We start from the raw sequence: 18,871 nt of genomic DNA on the forward strand, positions 1-18,871 counted from the left end.
GCCCGGGAATGCAATCGCGTGGCCGCGGAGCGCAGGCAACCCGCCCTTGTATTCGGCATCCGTGGCATCCTAGATAGGCCCGGTTTCGACGGTGCGACCGGACATGGAAACAAGATCGCGTCGCGGGATGCAGGATGGGAATGCGAGAGTATCGACTTGATGTACGGGCCGCGGCCAGGACATTGGCCATTGAAGTCCCAAGGCGCACGCTTCGGCGGCGACGCGCCAACGCGTCCGGCACGTTGACGTGTATTCGTACCATGAACGGTGATCTCGGGGAAATGGCATGACCCCCGGCGCGCGCGTTGCAGCGGCCATTGCGGTGCTGGACCAGGTGCTTGACGGCCAGCCTGCCGAACAGAGCCTCACCCGCTGGGCCCGCGGCGCCCGCTATGCCGGGTCGAAAGACCGTGCGGCCGTGCGGGACCATGTTTTTCAGGCGATCCGCTGCCTGCGGTCCTATGCCTCTCTCGGCGGCGCCCGCACGGGGCGGGGGGTGATGATCGGCGCACTCCGGGCAGGGGAAACCGATCCGGACACGCTCTTCACCGGCGAAGGCCACGCACCGGCCCCGCTCACCCAAGAGGAGCAAGTCGCCGGCGGGCCGCCCGAGGCCGAAGGCGACCGGCTCGATCTCCCCGACTGGCTGGTCACGGCGTTCCGCGAGACCCTTGGCGACGATGCCGTCGCCGCCGCTCATGCCCTCCGTTGCCGTGCCCCGGTTACCCTCCGCGTGAACGAGCGCATGAAGAACAGGCAACAAGCCTCGGAATTGCTGGAAAAAGATTGTGTTTCCGTCCATCCGGTCGATATTGCCCCCACGGCCTTGATCGTCACGTCCGGCACCCGCCGCATCGCCGGATCCTCGGCATACCGTGACGGGATCGTCGAATTGCAGGACGGCAGCAGCCAGGCCGCGATGCATGCGCTCACGGTTTCGCCCGGCAGCAGGGTTCTCGATTACTGTGCCGGCGGCGGCGGCAAGACCCTCGCGCTCGCCGCCCGCCACGACGGCACATGGTTTGCCCATGACGCCGAGCCGGCCCGGATGAAGGATCTGCCGCCCCGCGCTGCCCGCGCCGGGTGCGCCGTCACGCTCCTGTCTGCCGCCGACCTGACCCGCCACGCGCCCTACGACCTCGTGCTTTGCGACGTGCCCTGTTCCGGCAGCGGCACCTGGCGGCGCGCCCCGGAGGCGAAGTGGCGGCTCGTTCCCGCCCGGTTCGCCGAACTGACGACGCTGCAGTCCGAGATCCTCGACCACGCGAAATCCCTCGTGCGGCCGGGCGGGGCGCTCGTCTACACGACCTGCTCGATCCTGCGCCCGGAAAACGAAGATAGAACCGATGAATTCATCGCGAATTCAGACGGGTGGGAGATGAAGTTCCAGCGAAGATGGCCAATTTCGGACACCGGAGACGGGTTCTACCTGGCGCAGTTCACTGCGCCCGGATGACGCAAGCTGCAACCTTGACCTGCAGAATTGGGGGCCGTTAAACCATGCTTAATCTTTTTGGGAAAAACAGGGGTTATCGCTGGTTTTCATTCGGGGCACGGATTTGCACTTCGACACGGCTGACGAGTCTTCAACGCAACGCGCGATGGCGCAACTCCGACCCAAGGGGATGGCGATCTTCGGTGCGGCCCTGCTCTTTGCCGCGGCGGGCCTTCTCGCCGGAAGCGGTCTCGCCCGGCTGACCTTCGTCCTTACCGCGGTACTGCTCGCGCTGGCCGCGATCTGGATTCTCGTCGCCGTGCGACGCAATGACCGGGCCGACCGCGCCGCGGTGCATCACGCGGCCGAACTTGCGGGCCTTGACCCCGTGCCCGTGGTGCTCACCGGGCCGGACTTGGTCTTGCTCTACGCCAACCCGGCGGCCCGTGCCGCTTTCGGCGGGGAGGGGGAGACCACGCTCACCGGCATGCTCGATGAAGAATTCGCGAACGCGTCGGCCTTCTTGTTCTCGATGGAACGCGAGGTTCGAACGCACGGGGCCGCGCTGCGCGAGGCTGACCGGCCGGATGGCCGGCTTACGGTCACCGTGCACTCCGCGGGCGGCGAAAGGTGTCTCTGGCGGGTGCATTTCGAGGCGGCGGAAACTGCGCGGGCCGTTCCGGGCGGCGACGTGCCGGTCATCCGTCTCGGTAGCGGGGACGAGATGCTTTGCCTCAACGATGCGGCGCAGGAGCTTCTGGGCTCGCAGGACGGCGTGGCAGACATGTTCCGCCCCCAGGGCCCGATCCGCGCGGGCCGGGTGTGCACGATCCTGACGGAAAGCGGCCCGACCAGCCGCCTGGTTGCAGACTGGCCGCGGGAAGACGGCACGCGCGACGTCTATCTCTTCCCGGCCATGGCCCGGGCAGAGGAGGCGGCGAACGGGTGGACCTTCTTCGAGGCGCTGCCCGTTCCCCTCCTAAAGCTGTCTCGCGACGGCCGCCTTCTCCTGTCGAACAGGCCGTCCCGGGCCCTGCTCGGCATTGACAGCGCCGAGGGGCGGCGGCTGACGGATGTCGTGGAAAGCCCCGGCCGACCGCTGCCGGACTGGCTCGACGATGCGGCCGCCGGTCGCGGCACCGTCCAGGCAGAAACCGTCCGCGTCCGACGGGAGGATCGCGAGGTGTTCGTGCAGGTGGTGCTGGCGCCGGCGATGGACAATGGCGACCTCGTGCTGATCGCCGTCCTGCATGATGCAACCAAGTTCAAGTCGCTCGAGGCGCAATTCGTGCAAAGCCAGAAGATGCAGGCCATCGGCCAGCTCGCAGGCGGGGTGGCGCACGATTTCAACAACCTCCTGACGGCCATTTCCGGTCATTGCGACCTGCTTCTTCTGCGACATGAACAGGATGACGGCGATTATGCCGACCTCGTGCAGATAAGCCAGAACGCCAATCGCGCCGCGGCGCTGGTCAGTCAGCTTCTCGCCTATTCCCGCAAGCAGACCCTCCGCCCCAGGGTCATCGACCTGCGCGAGGTGCTGTCCGATCTCACCCATCTTCTGAACCGGCTCGTCGGCGAAAAGATCACGCTCGAAGTGACACACGATCCCGAGCTCTGGGCCGTGCGCGCCGACAAGCGGCAGCTGGAACAGGTTCTCATGAACCTTGTCGTGAACGCACGTGATGCCATGCCCCACGGGGGCAACATCACCATCACCACCGACAACCGGTACCTGAAAGAGGCCCTTCGGCGCGACCGGGCCGTGGTCGCCCCGGGGCGCTATGTCGCCGTTACCGTCACCGACCGGGGGGCGGGGATCGCCGCCGACCATCTCGACAAGATCTTCGAGCCCTTCTTCACCACGAAGCGACCCGGCGACGGAACCGGCCTCGGGCTGTCGACGGTTTACGGTATCATGAAGCAGACCGGCGGGTTCATCTTCGTCGACAGCGCCCCGGGTGAGGGAACGAGCTTTCTCATGCTGTTCTCGGCGCATGAGGCGCCTGCCCGTGTAGCGGCGCCGGTGGCGACACGATCGCTGCGCGACTCGAAGGCAGAAGGCGTCGTGCTCCTGGTGGAAGACGAGGCGCCGGTGCGCGCCTTTGCCAGCCGTGCCCTCAAGATGCGGGGGTTCACGGTGCTGGAGGCCGATTCAGCCGAAGCGGCGCTCAACATCCTCGAGGATGAGAGCCTGCGGATCGACGTCTTCCTGACGGATGTCATAATGCCGGGGATGGATGGCCCATCCTGGGTACGCAAGGCCTTGGAAGCCCGACCGCACACCCAAGTGATATTCATCTCGGGCTACGCACCGGAAACGTTCGGAGAAAGCGAAACGGAGATGCCGAACTCGGTTTTCCTCCCGAAACCGTTTTCCCTCACGGAACTGACGGAAACGGTCAGTGCCCAGGTCAACGGCAGCGGCGGCCGCTCGACCTGAAGACTGGCGGCGGGAGCCTTCGCCCTCCTAGGCCTGCGCCTCGGCGCGCGCGTTCAGCGCCTGCCAGATACGGTGATCCTCCGAACCCAGGCCGGCGTCATCCACCTCACCGGGCCGCTGGTGATGCAATCCGCCATCGTAGAAACCGCGCCAGTCCCCCGAAAGCCCGACATCCTGGACGAACCGCGACATCGGGCCGGAAAACAGCGGGTCCTCTATTCCCCCCTCGCTGAATCGAAGCAGGGTGACCGTTCCGGTTTCCGACAGGTCGAGGAGTTTCTCGTTCGTCATGCGCCACAGCGCCAGGCCCTCGGTCAGGGACAGCGCCAGGCTGGGCGGGCGCGAGGCAAGGGATCGTGCAACGCTGGCTGGATGGCGAAAGGGCGCGATCAGTTTCGCATCGGGAAACAGCCCGAGATACCCGTCGATCAGCCAGATCGTTCGCGGGTCCTTGAAGCCCCAGCGTGGCGCGTCGCCATAGGCCGCAAGACGGTCGAGAATCGCGTCGGTCTCTCCGCTGGTCCATTCCACGGGCGCCGGCGGCGGCGTTTTCCAGTCATAGCCGCGCGTTGTGAGCATGCGGTCATGGCATTCGCGCAAACTTTCGTTTTCACGGTTTCCCTTCCGGTTGGAGGGCGCCGAGGTGTTCACGTCGCCAAGGAACAATCCGGCCTCCTGGAGGCAACCGGTGACAAGAGAGGTGCCGCTTCGATGCATCCCGAGCACGATCACGGGCGGGGTCAGCTCAGCCATGGTACCATCTCTCGATCACGGACTGCCTGTCGTAAGCCTGGCCGGTGTCCACTTCGAAATCGTAGCGCGGGAGGGCATAGTCCGCGCCCGTGGCCTGCCTGTATTCCTCGCGGCTTTCGCCGAAATACCCCGCGCGCGCCGTCGCGGCCCCGCCGTGGAACTGGTGAAACGTCGACTCTCCCAGCAACAGCACGTTCCTCGCCGCCGGCGAGGTGACATAGCGGCGGAACATCTCGAGATTGCAAAGCCCTCCGCCGGGCCGTTCGAACCGGGAATTGTAGGCCCCGACTTCCTCCCACAACGCGCGCCGCAGGCCGAAGGCGTTGCTTTCGTTCTGGTAGAACGCGCTTCTGAAAGAATGCGCACCAGCCCAGACACTTATGCCATGAAGTTCATCCGCATCATCCGCCCAGCGAACCGTCCGCAACAGCGCGTCCTCCTCGCCCTGGTCGTAGCCGGCCTTCACCGCCTTCATCTGAACCTCTTGGCCGAGATGGCGTGAGCCGACGAAGGTGAAGGCATCCGCCTGCCGCTCCAGCGCGTCGATCGTGCGACGGACGATATAGGGGCTGAACATCCGCGCCCCATCGATACAGATCAGCAGGGCATCTCCGCGGGCAACATCGCACGCGGCGGCGTTCATCGCCGACACGGGCGAGGGGAGGGCCCGTTCCGGCGGCGTTCGGTCCATCCGGATATCCACACCGTGGTCGTCGACCTCATCCAGAGACAGCGACCGCTCCGAACCGTTGTCGATGATGATGATCTCGTACTCGGCACCGGTGACGCATTTCTGCACCGGCGGCAACATCGTGCGCAACGTCCTCGGGATCTCGCGCTGCATGTCGTAAGCCAACAGCAAGATGGATAGTCGCAAGCTCACGTCCCTTCTGCAGCCTGGCCGAATCGTGCCCGTCTACCCGTGCCATACATGGATTTCCCACGGAGCGCACATGATCCGGTCAGAAGAGGGTATGGCAGGCCGCGGCGTATAGCGCCCCCGCAGCCCCTCACGGCTCAGCCCGCCCGGGTCATATCGCCGGGCAGCGGCGTATAGTCCCCGTTGGCGCCGATGCCCTCGTAAAGGGCGAACTCGTAATCGAACTTCCGACGGAATTTTTCGGCGACCTCCGGCGACAGATCGAGCCGCATCGACGGTGACGCGTTCCTGACCTCGGTCTCGAGAGACGTGCCCAGGCGCTCTTCCAGGAAGGCCTTCAGCCCGGGCTGATCCTCGTATCGGAACAGGTGCGTCGCCGCGGTGCCGTTGCGCTGCGGTTCGAGGAATTTCGCCTGCGAGCCAACATTGGCAAAGGCTGGCCGGTCGCCCTTCATGTAACCCTGCACGAACGCGTCGAAACTGAGCCCCTGCGTGCTGGTCCGCTGCCCCTTGAGGAAGTCGCGCTGCCGGTACCGGAACCAGCTGCCAAGCCAGTCGACGGGCTCGCGCATCACCGCCAGGACGGTCAGGTCCTCGCCCACGAATTTCTCGAGCATCGGCCGGAAGAAGCGGTTGTAACGGAAGACCGGCGCATGCTTCAGCTCCGGCGGGTCGCGCACCACCATCGTCGCGAGCGGCTCCAGCGCGGCCTGCCAGGCGGTCGTCCCGGTCTTGGGCACCGAGAGGAAAACAAGCTTTTCCCGTGCAAATACAAGCATCTCGTCCCTGCGCCCCCGGCTTCGCCTTTGTCGTAAACTACTTCTTAACCCGCTTGGGCAAAAGTGGAATTGACAATAATTTTCTTGAAATGTTCCACTTTTGTCTGCATAAGCACGAGAACAAGAGGTGAACGAATGCAGCGATGGACGCCCGGAACCGGGTGTGAAATAAGGATGAAAACCACATGGCAACGGCAGATCTTTTGACGATGGATTCGAAGAAGAACGCGGACAAGCAGAAGGCGCTCGACAGCGCGCTGGCGCAGATCGAACGCCAGTTCGGCAAGGGCTCGATCATGAAGCTCGGCGCCGACAACCCGGTGCAGGATATCGAGGCGACATCGACAGGCTCGCTGGGCCTCGACATCGCGCTCGGAATCGGCGGCCTGCCCAAGGGGCGGATCGTCGAGATCTACGGCCCGGAAAGCTCGGGCAAGACCACGCTGACCCTGCATTGCGTGGCCGAGGAACAGAAAAAGGGCGGCGTCTGTGCCTTCGTCGATGCGGAACACGCGCTTGACCCGATCTATGCCAAGAAACTTGGCGTCGATCTCGACGAGTTGCTGATCTCGCAGCCCGACACGGGTGAGCAGTCGCTGGAAATCGTCGACACGCTGGTGCGCTCCGGCGCGGTCAGCATGGTCGTGGTCGATTCGGTGGCCGCCCTGACTCCGAAATCCGAGCTCGAGGGCGACATGGGCGACAGCAGCGTCGGCGTCCAGGCCCGCCTGATGAGCCAGGCGATGCGCAAGCTGACCGGTTCGATCAGCCGCTCGAAATGCACGGTGATCTTCATCAACCAGATTCGCATGAAGATCGGCGTGATGTTCGGCTCGCCCGAAACCACCACCGGCGGCAACGCCCTGAAATTCTACAGCTCGGTCCGGCTGGATATCCGCCGCATCGGTTCGGTCAAGGACCGTGACGAGATCACCGGCAACCAGACCCGCGTGAAAGTGGTCAAGAACAAGGTGGCGCCGCCGTTCAAGCAGGTGGAATTCGACATCATGTATGGCGACGGCATCTCGAAAACCGGCGAGCTGATCGACCTCGGCGTCAAGGCCGGCGTGGTCGAGAAATCCGGCAGCTGGTTCAGCTACGGCGACGAACGCATCGGCCAGGGCCGCGAGAACGCCAAGACGTTCCTCAAGGAAAACACCCAGATCGCGCTCGAGATCGAGGACAAGATCCGCGCCGCGCACGGGCTCGACTTCGACATGTCGGGCTCCGATGACGACGCCTCCGACGACATTCTGGAAGCCTGATTTCCCGCAACCCGCGGGGCAGGGGCCCGGGCCATCTCGGCCCGGGCCTTTCCGTCTTGACCGCTAGCTGTGGACATGGGGTTGGCGCACGGCTAAATCAGCGTGACGCCCGCAATTTCCGCTACCGGAAGAAACCCGATGCCGACGCTTAACGAAATCCGCTCCACCTTCCAGACCTTCTTCGAGCGCAACGATCACCGGATCGTGCCCAGCTCGCCGCTCGTGCCGCGCAATGACCCGACGCTGATGTTCACCAATTCCGGGATGGTCCAGTTCAAGAACCTCTTCACCGGGGTCGAACATCGCGACTATTCCCGCGCCACCACCAGCCAGAAATGCGTGCGCGCCGGCGGCAAGCACAACGACCTCGACAACGTGGGGTATACCGCCCGGCACCACACGTTCTTCGAGATGCTCGGAAATTTCAGCTTCGGCGACTACTTCAAGGAACAGGCGATTCCCTATGCCTGGGACCTGCTGACCAGGGATTTCGGCCTGAATAAGGACAAGCTGCTCGTCACGATCTTCCATACCGATGACGAGGCGGCGGAAATCTGGAAGAAATACGCAGGGCTCACGGATGACCGGATCATCCGCATCGCCACGGATGACAATTTCTGGTCGATGGGCGCCACCGGCCCCTGTGGCCCCTGTTCCGAGATCTTCTACGACCACGGGCCGGACATCTGGGGCGGCCCCCCGGGCAGCCCCGAGGAGGACGGCGACCGGTTCATCGAGATCTGGAACCTCGTCTTCATGCAGAACGAACGCTTCGAAGACGGCACCATGCGCGAGCTCGACATGCAGTCGATCGACACCGGCATGGGGCTGGAGCGGATCGGCGCGCTCCTGCAGGGCAAGCACGACAATTACGACACCGACCTGATGCGCACCCTGATCGAGGCCTCCGCCAACGTCACCGACGGCGCCCCCGACGGCCCCGGAAACGTGCACCACCGGGTGATCGCCGACCACCTGCGCTCCACCTCCTTCCTGATCGCCGATGGCGTCATGCCCTCGAACGAGGGGCGCGGCTATGTCCTGCGGCGGATCATGCGGCGGGCCATGCGGCACGCGCACCTGCTGGGCGCGAAAGACCCGGTCATGTTCCGGCTGGTGCCGACCCTCGTCGCGCTGATGGGGCAGGCCTTCCCGGAACTCGGCCGCGCGCAGCCGCTGATCGAGGAGACGCTGAAACTGGAAGAGACCCGTTTCAAGCAGACGCTCGACCGCGGGCTCAACCTGCTCGATGCCGAGCTGAAAGGCCTGCCCGAGGGCCAGAACCTGCCCGGCGAGACGGCGTTCAAGCTCTACGACACGTTCGGCTTCCCCCTCGACCTGACCCAGGACGCCCTGCGCGAACAGGGCCGCGGCGTCGACACCGACGGGTTCGACGCCGCCATGGCCGAGCAGAAGGCCAAGGCCCGTGCGGCATGGTCCGGCTCGGGCGAGGCCGCGGATTCGACCGTCTGGTTCGACATCGCCGAAGAGAAGGGCACCACCGATTTCCTTGGCTACGACACGGAAGTGGCCGAAGCCCAGATCGTGGCCGTGGTGAAGGAGGGCGACCGGGTCGACAGCGCCAAGGCGGGCGAGACCGTGCAGTTCGTCCTGAACCAGACACCGTTCTATGCCGAGGCCGGCGGGCAGGTGGGCGACACCGGCACGCTGAAGACCGACAGCGGCACCGCACGCATCACCGACACGAAAAAGGTGGCCGGCGTCTTCATCCATTTCGCCGAGGTGACCGAGGGCGAGATCGCCAACGCCACGGCCGCGCGGCTGGAGGTCGACCACGCCCGCCGCACCCGGATCCGTGCCAACCACTCGGCCACGCACCTCCTGCACGAGGCGCTGCGCAAGGCATTGGGCGACCACGTGGCCCAACGCGGCAGCCTCAACGCGCCCGACCGGCTGCGCTTCGACTTCAGCCACGCCAAGGGGCTGACGCTCGAGGAACTGGCGCAGGTCGAGGCCGAGGTGAACGCCTTCATCCGCCAGAACTCGCCCGTCGAAACCCGGATCATGACCCCGGACGACGCCCGCGAGATCGGCGCACAGGCGCTCTTTGGCGAGAAATACGGCGACGAGGTCCGCGTGGTGTCGATGGGCACCGAGGACGGTTCGGGCAAGGGGCTCGACGGCCAGACTTATTCCATCGAGCTCTGCGGCGGCACCCATGTGCGCCAGACCGGCGATATCGGCGTCTTCGTCACCGTGGGCGAGGGCGCGTCGAGCGCCGGCGTCCGGCGGATCGAGGCGCTGACCGGGGCCGATGCCTTCCGCTACCTCTCCGAACAGGATCACCGGCTGGCCGCCGTGGCCTCCGAGTTGAAAACCCGGCCCGAGGAGGCGGTCGACCGTGTCCGCGCGCTGCTCGACGAGCGCAAGGCGCTGACCGCCGAGCTCAACCAGTTGCGGCGCGAGCTAGCCATGGGCGGTGGCGCCTCCAAAGGCGAGGGCGCCGAGGCGAAGGACGTGGGCGGCGTGAAATTCCTGGCCCAGGTGCTGAACGGCGTCTCCGGCAAGGACCTGCCGCCGCTCATCGACGAGATGAAGGCGCGGCTGGGCTCCGGCGCCGTGCTGCTCATCGCCGACGCGGGCGGCAAGGCCGCCGTGGCCGCGGGTGTCACCCCGGACCTGACCGATCGCGTCTCGGCCGTCGACCTGGTCAAGGCGGCGGTGCCTCACCTGGGCGGCAAGGGCGGCGGCGGCCGCCCCGACATGGCCCAGGGTGGCGGCAAGGACGTGGAGAACGCCGGCGCCGCGATCGAGGCAGCCGAACAAATCCTGGCCGGCTGAGGGAGGCTTCGATGAGCGCCTACATCATCGCGCGGATCACCGTGACCGACCCCGAGGGCTACAAGGCCTATGCCAGCCAGACCGCGGCCCTGGCCGAGGCTTTCGGCGGGCGGTTCCTGGTCAAGGGCGGCACGCAGGAGGTGCTCGAAGGCGACTGCCCGGACCGGCATGTCGTCATCGAGTTTCCCGACCGGAAGACCGCGCTCGACTGGTACAATTCCGATGCCTACCAGCGCATCCTGCCCATCGCGCTTGCGAACAGCACGCGCGATCTGGTCATCGTTGACGGTATGTGAATAGAGCTCAGGAGAGAAACAATGCCCGCACTCTGGATCGCCCACGTCACCGTCACCGACGAGGAAGCCTACGGCAAATACGCCAAGCTTGCCGGCCCCGCGATCGAAAAGCATGGCGGCTATTTCATCGCCCGCGGTGGCCGCTACGTGCAGCTCGAGGGCAATGACCGGCCGCGCAACGTGGTGGCGAAGTTCCCCTCGGTCGAAGCGGCGGAGGAATGCTACCGGTCGCCCGAATACCAGGAAGCGCTCGACCACGCGCGCGATGCGTCTGAACGCGATCTGCTGATCGTCGAGACCAGCGAATAACGCCCAATCCGGCGACGCTGCCTATCCTTACCCGACCAGGTCAAGCCGGGCTTTCGATCCCGGAGCCCGATGCTGCAGGGCATCGTGATTCGTTAATCGTTTACGCATTGCCATACAAAAAGCGCCAACCGGCACATCTGTTTCGGAAACGCAAACAGTACGCCCGTCAGTCGCTTGACAAACTGTGGCAAAAAGATGGCGAAACCGCCACATTGTGGCCGCATTTGTAAAGAAGTGGCGAAAAATACGCCGACTCGGCGCACAATACATAATCGCACTTGTGCGGAAATTTGCCGACGTGCGGTGCAAAATTTCTACTGCTAACCCTTAGGGAGACTTTTAAATGAAGACTATGTTTGCTGTTGCTGCCACCGCGATGCTATTTGCTGCCCCCGCGGTTGCTTGGGAAGGCCAGAAAGTTGCCTGTTATGACAAGCACTGGGTTCCGGCCACGTATTACACCACCAAGCATCTTGAAATGGCAGCCAAGCACCAGTGGGAGCATGTCGACGGTCAGTACGTCAAGGTCTACTACCCGCCCGTCTACATGGAGAAGACCCACCTGCAAAAAGCCGGCCACTACGTGCTGCGCAAGGCGCCCTGCAATTAACCCGGCGCTTCCAATATCCCGAAAACGAAGGCCCGGTCGTTTGACCGGGCCTTTTCCGTGAAGCGTTGATTGTTTCCGATCACATGACAAGCGCGCCGGCCTGTCACGACGCTTTCGACTGCCGCTTGCGCTCGTGCGGGTCGAGATACCGCTTCCGCAGTCGCAGCGCGTTCGGCGTCACCTCGACCAGCTCGTCATCGTTGATATAGGCGATCGCCTCCTCGAGGCTGAACTGGATATGCGGCGTCAGGCGCACGGCATCGTCCGTTCCGCTGGCGCGCACGTTGGTCAGCTTCTTGCCCTTCAGCGGGTTTACCTCGAGGTCGTTCTCGCGGCTGTGCTCGCCGATGATCATGCCTTGGTAGATCTTTTCCTGCGGGCCGATGAACATGCGGCCGCGCTCCTCGAGGTTCCACAGCGCATAGGCCACCGCGTCGCCGGATTCCATCGAGATCAGCACGCCCGCCCGGCGGCCGGGGATCGGCCCCTTGTGCGGGGTCCAGCCATGGAACACGCGGTTCAGCACGCCCGTGCCGCGCGTATCGGTCAGGAATTCGCCGTGATACCCGATCAGCCCGCGCGACGGCACGTGGGCCACGATCCGCGTCTTGCCGGTGCCGGCCGGTTTCATCTCGGTCATCTCGCCCTTGCGGGCGCCGGTGATCTTCTCGATCACCGCGCCGGAATAGTCGTCATCGACGTCGATCGTCACTTCCTCGACCGGTTCCAGCGTCTGGCCGTTCTCGTCCTCGCGCATCAGCACGCGGGGCCGCGCAATCGACAGTTCGAACCCCTCGCGCCGCATGTTCTCGATCAGCACGCCCATCTGCAATTCGCCGCGGCCGGCCACGTCGAACGCCTCGCCGCCCGGCGTGTCGGTCACGCGGATGGCGACGTTCTGCTCGGCCTCCTTCATCAGCCGCTCGCGGATGACGCGCGATTGCACCTTCTTGCCGTCACGCCCCGCCAGCGGCGAGTCGTTGATGCCGAAGGTGACCGAGATGGTCGGCGGGTCGATGGGCTGGGCCGAAAGCGGCTCGTCCACGGCCAGCGCACAGATCGTGTCGGCCACGGTGGCCTTCGACATGCCCGCCAGCGTGACGATGTCACCGGCCTGCGCCTCGGGGATGTCCTGGAGGGTCAGGCCCCGGAACGCCTGGATTTTGGTCACCCGGAACTGTTCGATCTTCTGGCCGATCCGCGAAAGCGCCTGCACCGTCGCGCCCACCTTCAGGTGCCCCGATTCGACCCGTCCGGTCAGGATGCGGCCCACGAACGGGTCGGACCCCAGCGTCGTCGCCAGCATCCGGAAATCCTCGTCCGCGCGCTTGAGCTGCTTCGGCGCGGGCACATGGTTCACGATCAGGTCGAACATAGCCGACAGGTCCTTGCGCGGCCCGTCGAGATCGTGGTCGGCCCAGCCGGAGCGGCCCGAGGCATACATATGCGGAAAGTCGAGCTGATCCTCGTTGGCGTCGAGATTGGCGAAAAGGTCGAAGCATTCGTCGAGCGCGCGGTCGGGCTCGGCATCGGGCTTGTCGACCTTGTTGAGCACTACGATCGGCCGCAGCCCCAGCGCAAGCGCCTTCGAGGTCACGAATTTCGTCTGGGGCATCGGCCCCTCGGCGGCGTCCACCAGCAGGACGACCCCGTCGACCATGCTCAGGATCCGCTCGACCTCGCCGCCGAAATCGGCGTGGCCGGGCGTGTCGACGATATTGATCCGCGTGCCTTTCCATTCGACGCTCGTCGCCTTGGCAAGGATGGTGATCCCCCGCTCGCGTTCAAGGTCGTTGCTGTCCATGGCGCGTTCGGCCACGGCCTGGTTGGCGCGAAAGGCGCCGGATTGCTTCAGCAATTCGTCGACAAGCGTGGTCTTGCCGTGGTCCACGTGTGCGATGATCGCGATGTTGCGCAGGTCCATTCGGGTGTCCTTGGGATGTTTGCGCGGGGCTTAACCGCGGTTCCGGCGAATGGCCAGAGGGAAAGCGCGGAGAACCACCAACGGGTGATGCAAAATGCGCGGCAGGGGCAGCAGCGTGGGGCCGATGGCGCGGATCCGGGCACCGCTGCCGATCTTGAACCGGGCCAGGCCCGGGCTGGTCTCCGTGTCGACCGTCCCAAGGTCAAGCCGCGCGAACCCACGTGCCGCCAGCCACTCCGACGCCTGCCACAACAGCAGGTGATGCGCCGACAGCCGCCGCCCCTCGGCCCCGGACCAGCCCACATGGTAGGTCGCCACCGGCGGATGCATCAGGAATGCCATGTAAGCCACCACCTCGCCGCCCGCCTGCGCAGTGAAAAGACGCGTGGCCGCCCGGTCATGCCCAGCCCAGTGATGCAGGAACGCCGGGGGCAGGGCGGCGTAGCGCCGCGCCCGCCGCTGTTCCGCCTCCCGTGCCAGCAGCCCCGCATCCGCCGCCGGGTCCAACGGGCGGTGCCCGAGGATCAGCCCCGCCGCCTGCGCCTTGCGCAACCTGTTGCGCCACTTGCCGTGCTGGCGGGCCATCCGGTCTGCCCCTGGGGCCGCCAGGTCGAGTTCAGCCACACTCGGCGCCGTCATCAACGCCGGCGCGCCAAACCACGCGGCCTCGTCCTCCCTGTCCGGCTGCACCAGCGCCACGCCCGGCAACGCGCCCGCAAGACCCGCCAGCGCCGCGCGCCGTTCCGCCTCGGGCACCCCGGCCAGCCATACCGGCCCACGCCCGACCCAGGCCAGCCTGAACGGCCCCCATCGCCGAACCAGAACCTGCACCCGCCCGATCTCGTTTTCGCCGGCAAGGATCCGGTAGCGGCCCACCGTGCCACCCATTCGGCGCACGGTTTCCCCGTAGCGAGGGTGCTGATGAACCGGGCAGGGCAGGGCGGGCCAATCGTCCCCGGCAAAATCTTCGAGTCGCATGGTGAAGAGTTAACGATTTGGAAACCTAACAGGCCGTTAAGTCCGCCGCATGAAAAACAGAAAATACTCGGTACTGGATCACCAGGCCCCCGCTCCGCGCCCCACGCTCTTCGGCATGCTCCTCTTCGCGGCAGGCTTGTCACTCGGCTATCTCCTGGTGCTCGGCCTTTTCCGGCTGTTCACGAACTAGAAAGGGCCGCGCAGTGCGCGGCCCCTTTGAACGACAATCCCGAATATATCAGAACGGAATCTCGTCGTCGTAATCCCGCGACGGACCGGGCGAATTGGGCTGCCCCTGCGAGGGCCCGCTGTCATAACCGCTGCCATAGTCGCTGCCACCGCCGCCGTAATTGCCGCCCTGGCTGCCCCCGCCGCCATCGCGCCCGTCAAGCATCACCAGCGTGCCGTCGAACCCTTGCAGGACAACTTCGGTCGAATACCGGTCCTGGCCCGACTGATCCTGCCACTTGCGCGTCTGCAGCTTGCCTTCCAGGTACACTTTCGAGCCCTTGCGCAGGTACTGCTCGCACACCCGCACCAAGCCTTCCTGGAAGATCGCCACGCTGTGCCACTCCGTCCGCTCGCGGCGCTCGCCGGTGTTGCGGTCCTTCCACTGTTCCGAGGTCGCCACGCGCAGGTTGCACACCTTGCCGCCGTTCTGGAACGTGCGCACCTCGGGGTCGCGGCCCAGGTTGCCGATGATTATTACCTTGTTGACCGATCCGGCCATCGCGCCCTCCTGCGGTTCATCTCGTGTTCTGCTGGTTACACCATCGCAGAAGGGTGAAGGAAAGCCTAAAATTCTAAACAAATGACGGGAATCCGCCGGTTCCGCGCCTGCAGGTCACGCTGATCTGGAAATCCGCGCCGAAATCCGTATAGTCTCCTCCATTATTGGATCTGGGGATAATTGGGGACAGTGACGGGGATGCGCACAATCGTAACGGCGGTGCTTTGCGCCGCGTTTTCATTTCCGGTAGCCGCCCAGGCCGACATTTTCGGCAGCAAGGGCAAGAAGAACTTCAGCAATCAGACGCGGGTGCTCGATACCCGCGCCAGCCAGCAATACAAGGCCTCCGTCCGCCTGCAGCCCGACAAGGTGGTCACGCCCACCAAGTGGGGCAACGCCCAGGCCTATAACGGCCGCTACCGGGGAGAGTTCCTCGACATGGCGAAATCGGCGGCGTTGCGTCACGGCGTACCGACCGACCTGTTCCTGCGGCTGGTGCAGCAGGAATCGGGCTGGAACGCCAAGGCGCTCTCGCACAAGGGGGCGATCGGCCTGGCGCAACTCATGCCGGGCACGGCCGCGGTGCTGGGGGTCGACCCGCACGACCCCTACCAGAACCTCGATGGCGGCGCCCGCTACCTCGCCCAGCAATACCGCGCCTTCCGCTCCTGGCGGCTTGCGCTCGCGGCCTACAATGCCGGGCCCAAGGCGGTCGAGAAATACGGCGGCGTCCCGCCTTATCAGGAAACCACCAACTACGTGAAGGTCATCTGGGGCAGCTAGCGCCGCCCGTCGCACCACCAGGCCAAGCCCCGGCACGCGGGGGCTTTATCATTCCGGCTCCGCGAACCCGATCTCGTAGAGATGAATTTCATGCGCCGGGTGCTTTTCCGCGTTCACCAGCCCGTTGTGGTGGCTGTAGAGCGCCCGCCAGAATGGCTGGATGATCACCCCGTCCTCGCGCAGCATCGTCTCGATCTTCTCCATCACCTCACGCCGTTTCCCGGCATCGGCCAGCGACATCGCCTCGTCGAGCAGCGCGTCGAACGCGGCACTGGCATAGCCGCTCTCGTTCCACGCCGCGCCCGAGCGATAGGCCAGCATCAGCACCTGCACGTCGAGCGGCCGGTGATTCCACTGCGTGGCCGAGAACGGGTAGTCCTTCCACGTATCCCAGAAGATCGCGCCGGGCAGGATCGTCCGCCGCACCCGGAACCCCGCGTCGCGCAAAAGCGCCGCCACCGCGTCGCCCGTGTTGCGCTGCCATTCGTCGTCGATGGTGATCAATTCGTGCTCGAACGCCTCCATCCCGGCCTCGCGCATCTGCTCCATCGCCGCGCCCGGGTCATACTCGGCCGGGCCGATATCGGCAAAGGCCGGGTGGATCGGGCTCACATGATGGTTCGCCGCCACCGTGCCGCGCCCGCCATAGCCCAGCTCCAGGCAGATCTCGTTATCCACCGCCCGGGCCAGCGCCCGGCGCACCGCCGCATCCTCGTAAGGCCGCCGCCCGTCGATCTCCGCCTGCTGGTTGCCGCGGATCACGGTCGTCGCCGCCGTCTCGGTGCGGGTCTGCGTCCAGCCCAGCCCGTCCATCACGTCGATGAAATCGCCGACCGTTTCGTAAAGCAGGTCAACCTCGCCCTCCCGCGCCGCTTCGACCCAGTTCGCCGGATCGGTGCCATGGTCGAGAAACTCGACCCGGTCCACGTAAGGCCCGCCATAAACCTCCGTTCCCCACCAGCCGTGCTGGGCATGACGCTCCAGGATACAGCTCTCGCGCGGCGTCAGGCTGACCGGCCGGAACGGGCCGGTGCCGATGCCGTGGGCGAACGGGTCACCGCCCTCGTAGCTTTCATGCACCACCGCCGCCGGGTAATCCGACATGTTGGCAATGACCGCGATGTCCGGCGCGCTGAGCGACAGCTCGACCGTCTGCTCGTCCCGTACCGTCACCGCGCCCTCGCGCTGCCGCCCCGTCCCGGGGTCGACCAGCCCGCTCAGCCGCCCGGCCATCGAGTTGCCCGGCACCGTGCTGTCGCACCACCTCTCGATATTGCGCGCCACGTCCCGCGCGGTGAACGCATCGCCGTTGTTCCACCGCACGCCCTGCCGTACATGCAGAACATAGGCCGTCGCGTCCTCGTTCACCTCCCAGCTTTCCAGAAGCATCCCGCGGATGGCACCGCTGCCCTGGTACTCCACCAGGTACTCGAGAAAGCCGCGCGTCTGGTTGCCCAGCTCGCTCCAGTCGAAAAGCCGCGGGTCCTTCATTTCGCGCACGGTCTGCTGGATCCGCAGCGTGCCGCCCTGCGCGATCTGCGCCGCGGCGGGCGAGGGCAGGGCGAACCCGCCCAACGCACAGGCGGCGGCCGTGCTGGCGCCAAGCCCCGTGACACGAGCCAGGAACTCCCGTCGCCCGATGGCGCCCTCGCGCAACTCCCGCGCCAGCCCCTCTGCGGCGGGATGCAGGGGGGGATCGGCACGTTTGCTTAACGACATGGGGACACCTGGGATTGACTGTGGAAGACTGCGATCATCCGCCTGCACTCAACCCGCCCGCATTCTTCAGGTTCCGCCCGCACGCGCCCATCAACTGTCCGGCGTCTTCATCGAGGCGGGGCGGCGGTAGAGCATCGGCTCTTCCGTGCGCTCCGGAGCCGGTGCAGGCTCGGGCGCCGGCGAGGTGGCAGGGGCCGGGGCGGGCTCAGGCGCGGGGGCGGGGGCGGGCGCAGCAGGCCGGGCCGCCACCGGCGCTCTCGCCGGCACCGGCTTGGCCGGTGCTCCGGCCCCCGGCACGGCAGGGCGCGCCGCCGGTGTCGCCCCCGCCTTGGCCTTGCGCAGCGCCGTCGGCGACTGGCCCGTATGCTGCAGCACGAAGCGCGAGAAATAGGCGGCACTTCGGAACCCCAGCATCGCCGCCACGCGGTTCGCCGGATGGTCCGTCGTCTCAAGCAGGTCGCGCACCGCGTGCACCGTCCGCCGCGTCAGCATTTCCGACGCGGTCATTCCCGCGCTCGACCGGCAGGCGCGGGTCAGGTGCGTGGGTGTCACCCCCAGGATGCGCGCGTAATCCGACATCGGCTTGCCCGTCGTGTAATCCCGCTCCACCAGCGCCGCGTAGGCCATCACCAGCCGCTGCGCGGCGGTAAAGGCCGGCGGGTCGTCCGGCTGGTCGATGATCGCCCGCCGCAGCCAGACCGTCAGCAACGACGCATGAGCCATCATAGCCTCGTCGGCAAAGGGGCGGGCGTTGCTCTGTTCCCGCTGCATGGTCTCCAGCAGCGTCGTCAGCTCCGCCTGTGCCAGCACATCCCGGATGCGCAGCAACACCGGCTGGTCGGGCATCAGCACCGCGCTGCGGGCCGGGATCGTGCACACCGTGCCGAACCCCTGCTTGCCCATTTCCAGGGAAAACAGCGTCTTTGCCGGCACGCACAGCGCGGTATGCACGCTCAGGCCGCGCAAGACGCCCTCCACCATGCACCGGCCTTGCCCCCGCGTGACCCAGACCAGCGCGTGATCGTCGTGCGAATGCGGCAGTTCCGCCCGCCACGTGCCCGCGCCCGACCACTGGGCGATGCTCATGATCCTGACTTGCTTCGTCAATTGCGGCCCCGTCTTCCGCGTCCTGTCGCCTTTTCAACAGTTTTCACGAGGTGAGGGC

At 65.8% G+C, this 18,871-nt stretch carries 17 protein-coding genes; 9 read left to right on the top strand and 8 right to left on the bottom strand.

Annotation, left to right across the window (positions count from 1 at the left end; translation table 11 throughout):
- Positions 1 to 286 precede the first annotated feature (286 nt).
- Together QUV18_RS17755 and QUV18_RS17760 are read left to right on the top strand one after the other, a co-directional pair.
- Positions 287 to 1,456 carry an RsmB/NOP family class I SAM-dependent RNA methyltransferase gene (locus QUV18_RS17755; protein WP_300895423.1) on the top strand — a complete coding sequence of 390 codons (1,170 nt, stop codon included), beginning with the start codon at positions 287 to 289 and terminating at the stop codon, positions 1,454 to 1,456.
- A 145-nt stretch (positions 1,457 to 1,601) separates the two neighbouring features.
- Entirely contained in the window at positions 1,602 to 3,878 is a 2,277-nt protein-coding gene (locus QUV18_RS17760) for a PAS domain-containing hybrid sensor histidine kinase/response regulator (protein WP_300895424.1), read from the top strand.
- Positions 3,879 to 3,905: 27 nt separating this feature from the next.
- Here the strand turns inward: QUV18_RS17760 and QUV18_RS17765 are convergent, their stop codons facing one another.
- The 3 genes from QUV18_RS17765 to QUV18_RS17775 all read right to left on the bottom strand — a co-directional run bounded on the left by QUV18_RS17765 (position 3,906) and on the right by QUV18_RS17775 (position 6,290).
- The gene (locus tag QUV18_RS17765) at positions 3,906 to 4,631 is read right to left on the bottom strand and encodes a sulfotransferase (RefSeq protein WP_300895425.1); all 726 of its coding nucleotides are present in this window, start codon (positions 4,629 to 4,631) and stop codon (positions 3,906 to 3,908) included.
- The gene (locus QUV18_RS17770; RefSeq protein WP_300895426.1) at positions 4,624 to 5,508 is read right to left on the bottom strand and encodes a glycosyltransferase family A protein; all 885 of its coding nucleotides are present in this window, start codon (positions 5,506 to 5,508) and stop codon (positions 4,624 to 4,626) included. Before QUV18_RS17770 ends, QUV18_RS17765 begins: the two co-directional genes overlap by 8 nt.
- A gap of 140 nt (positions 5,509 to 5,648) precedes the next feature.
- Positions 5,649 to 6,290 carry a sulfotransferase family 2 domain-containing protein gene (locus QUV18_RS17775; RefSeq protein ID WP_300895427.1) on the bottom strand — a complete coding sequence of 214 codons (642 nt, stop codon included), beginning with the start codon at positions 6,288 to 6,290 and terminating at the stop codon, positions 5,649 to 5,651.
- A gap of 185 nt (positions 6,291 to 6,475) precedes the next feature.
- Here QUV18_RS17775 and recA point away from each other — a divergent pair, with 185 nt between their 5' ends.
- From recA to QUV18_RS17800, 5 genes are all read left to right on the top strand, one after another.
- Positions 6,476 to 7,555, top strand: a complete 1,080-nt coding sequence (gene recA / locus QUV18_RS17780) for a recombinase RecA (protein ID WP_300895428.1) — start codon at positions 6,476 to 6,478, stop codon at positions 7,553 to 7,555.
- A 138-nt stretch (positions 7,556 to 7,693) separates the two neighbouring features.
- Positions 7,694 to 10,357 (top strand): alanine--tRNA ligase, encoded by a 2,664-nt coding sequence (alaS, locus tag QUV18_RS17785; protein WP_300895429.1) that lies wholly within the window; start codon positions 7,694 to 7,696, stop codon positions 10,355 to 10,357.
- An 11-nt stretch (positions 10,358 to 10,368) separates the two neighbouring features.
- Complete coding sequence (locus QUV18_RS17790; RefSeq protein WP_300895430.1) at positions 10,369 to 10,653, top strand: DUF1330 domain-containing protein; 285 nt, start codon at positions 10,369 to 10,371, stop codon at positions 10,651 to 10,653.
- Positions 10,654 to 10,674: 21 nt separating this feature from the next.
- On the top strand, positions 10,675 to 10,962 hold the full coding sequence (locus QUV18_RS17795) for a DUF1330 domain-containing protein (protein WP_300895431.1): 288 nt from the start codon (positions 10,675 to 10,677) through the stop codon (positions 10,960 to 10,962).
- 376 nt (positions 10,963 to 11,338) lie between these two features.
- On the top strand, positions 11,339 to 11,572 hold the full coding sequence (locus tag QUV18_RS17800) for a hypothetical protein (RefSeq protein ID WP_300895432.1): 234 nt from the start codon (positions 11,339 to 11,341) through the stop codon (positions 11,570 to 11,572).
- A 103-nt stretch (positions 11,573 to 11,675) separates the two neighbouring features.
- Here the strand turns inward: QUV18_RS17800 and typA are convergent, their stop codons facing one another.
- Both typA and QUV18_RS17810 read right to left on the bottom strand, forming a co-directional pair.
- Positions 11,676 to 13,496 (bottom strand): translational GTPase TypA, encoded by a 1,821-nt coding sequence (gene typA, locus QUV18_RS17805; RefSeq protein ID WP_300895433.1) that lies wholly within the window; start codon positions 13,494 to 13,496, stop codon positions 11,676 to 11,678.
- Positions 13,497 to 13,526: 30 nt separating this feature from the next.
- Complete coding sequence (locus QUV18_RS17810; RefSeq protein ID WP_300895434.1) at positions 13,527 to 14,474, bottom strand: GNAT family N-acetyltransferase; 948 nt, start codon at positions 14,472 to 14,474, stop codon at positions 13,527 to 13,529.
- Between the two features lie 49 nt (positions 14,475 to 14,523).
- Here QUV18_RS17810 and QUV18_RS17815 point away from each other — a divergent pair, with 49 nt between their 5' ends.
- Complete coding sequence (locus tag QUV18_RS17815) at positions 14,524 to 14,664, top strand: hypothetical protein (protein ID WP_300895435.1); 141 nt, start codon at positions 14,524 to 14,526, stop codon at positions 14,662 to 14,664.
- 48 nt (positions 14,665 to 14,712) lie between these two features.
- On the opposite strand, the gene ssb is transcribed toward QUV18_RS17815, so the two are convergent.
- On the bottom strand, positions 14,713 to 15,204 hold the full coding sequence (gene ssb / locus QUV18_RS17820) for a single-stranded DNA-binding protein (RefSeq protein ID WP_300895436.1): 492 nt from the start codon (positions 15,202 to 15,204) through the stop codon (positions 14,713 to 14,715).
- A 198-nt stretch (positions 15,205 to 15,402) separates the two neighbouring features.
- Here ssb and QUV18_RS17825 point away from each other — a divergent pair, with 198 nt between their 5' ends.
- On the top strand, positions 15,403 to 15,987 hold the full coding sequence (locus QUV18_RS17825; protein ID WP_300895437.1) for a lytic transglycosylase domain-containing protein: 585 nt from the start codon (positions 15,403 to 15,405) through the stop codon (positions 15,985 to 15,987).
- 48 nt (positions 15,988 to 16,035) lie between these two features.
- Here the strand turns inward: QUV18_RS17825 and QUV18_RS17830 are convergent, their stop codons facing one another.
- Together QUV18_RS17830 and QUV18_RS17835 are read right to left on the bottom strand one after the other, a co-directional pair.
- Complete coding sequence (locus tag QUV18_RS17830; protein ID WP_300895438.1) at positions 16,036 to 17,706, bottom strand: ABC transporter substrate-binding protein; 1,671 nt, start codon at positions 17,704 to 17,706, stop codon at positions 16,036 to 16,038.
- A 90-nt stretch (positions 17,707 to 17,796) separates the two neighbouring features.
- Positions 17,797 to 18,792 carry an AraC family transcriptional regulator gene (locus QUV18_RS17835; RefSeq protein ID WP_300895439.1) on the bottom strand — a complete coding sequence of 332 codons (996 nt, stop codon included), beginning with the start codon at positions 18,790 to 18,792 and terminating at the stop codon, positions 17,797 to 17,799.
- Positions 18,793 to 18,871: the final 79 nt, after the last annotated feature.

The organism is Roseovarius sp., from assembly GCF_030373445.1.
Lineage (GTDB): Bacteria > Pseudomonadota > Alphaproteobacteria > Rhodobacterales > Rhodobacteraceae > Roseovarius.

Excerpts from the sequence above, each read along its gene's own strand:
- QUV18_RS17755 (WP_300895423.1), top strand. The coding sequence starts at position 287 with ATGACCCCCGGCGCGCGCGTTGCAGCGGCCATTGCGGTGCTGGACCAG.
- QUV18_RS17775 (WP_300895427.1), bottom strand. The coding sequence starts at position 6,290 with ATGCTTGTATTTGCACGGGAAAAGCTTGTTTTCCTCTCGGTGCCCAAG.
- QUV18_RS17830 (WP_300895438.1), bottom strand. The coding sequence starts at position 17,706 with ATGTCGTTAAGCAAACGTGCCGATCCCCCCCTGCATCCCGCCGCAGAG.
- ssb (WP_300895436.1), bottom strand. The coding sequence starts at position 15,204 with ATGGCCGGATCGGTCAACAAGGTAATAATCATCGGCAACCTGGGCCGC.
- QUV18_RS17765 (WP_300895425.1), bottom strand. The coding sequence starts at position 4,631 with ATGGCTGAGCTGACCCCGCCCGTGATCGTGCTCGGGATGCATCGAAGC.
- QUV18_RS17825 (WP_300895437.1), top strand. The coding sequence starts at position 15,403 with ATGCGCACAATCGTAACGGCGGTGCTTTGCGCCGCGTTTTCATTTCCG.
- QUV18_RS17760 (WP_300895424.1), top strand. The coding sequence starts at position 1,602 with ATGGCGCAACTCCGACCCAAGGGGATGGCGATCTTCGGTGCGGCCCTG.
- recA (WP_300895428.1), top strand. The coding sequence starts at position 6,476 with ATGGCAACGGCAGATCTTTTGACGATGGATTCGAAGAAGAACGCGGAC.
- QUV18_RS17790 (WP_300895430.1), top strand. The coding sequence starts at position 10,369 with ATGAGCGCCTACATCATCGCGCGGATCACCGTGACCGACCCCGAGGGC.
- alaS (WP_300895429.1), top strand. The coding sequence starts at position 7,694 with ATGCCGACGCTTAACGAAATCCGCTCCACCTTCCAGACCTTCTTCGAG.
- QUV18_RS17815 (WP_300895435.1), top strand. The coding sequence starts at position 14,524 with ATGAAAAACAGAAAATACTCGGTACTGGATCACCAGGCCCCCGCTCCG.
- QUV18_RS17800 (WP_300895432.1), top strand. The coding sequence starts at position 11,339 with ATGCTATTTGCTGCCCCCGCGGTTGCTTGGGAAGGCCAGAAAGTTGCC.
- QUV18_RS17810 (WP_300895434.1), bottom strand. The coding sequence starts at position 14,474 with ATGCGACTCGAAGATTTTGCCGGGGACGATTGGCCCGCCCTGCCCTGC.
- typA (WP_300895433.1), bottom strand. The coding sequence starts at position 13,496 with ATGGACCTGCGCAACATCGCGATCATCGCACACGTGGACCACGGCAAG.
- QUV18_RS17795 (WP_300895431.1), top strand. The coding sequence starts at position 10,675 with ATGCCCGCACTCTGGATCGCCCACGTCACCGTCACCGACGAGGAAGCC.
- QUV18_RS17835 (WP_300895439.1), bottom strand. The coding sequence starts at position 18,792 with ATGAGCATCGCCCAGTGGTCGGGCGCGGGCACGTGGCGGGCGGAACTG.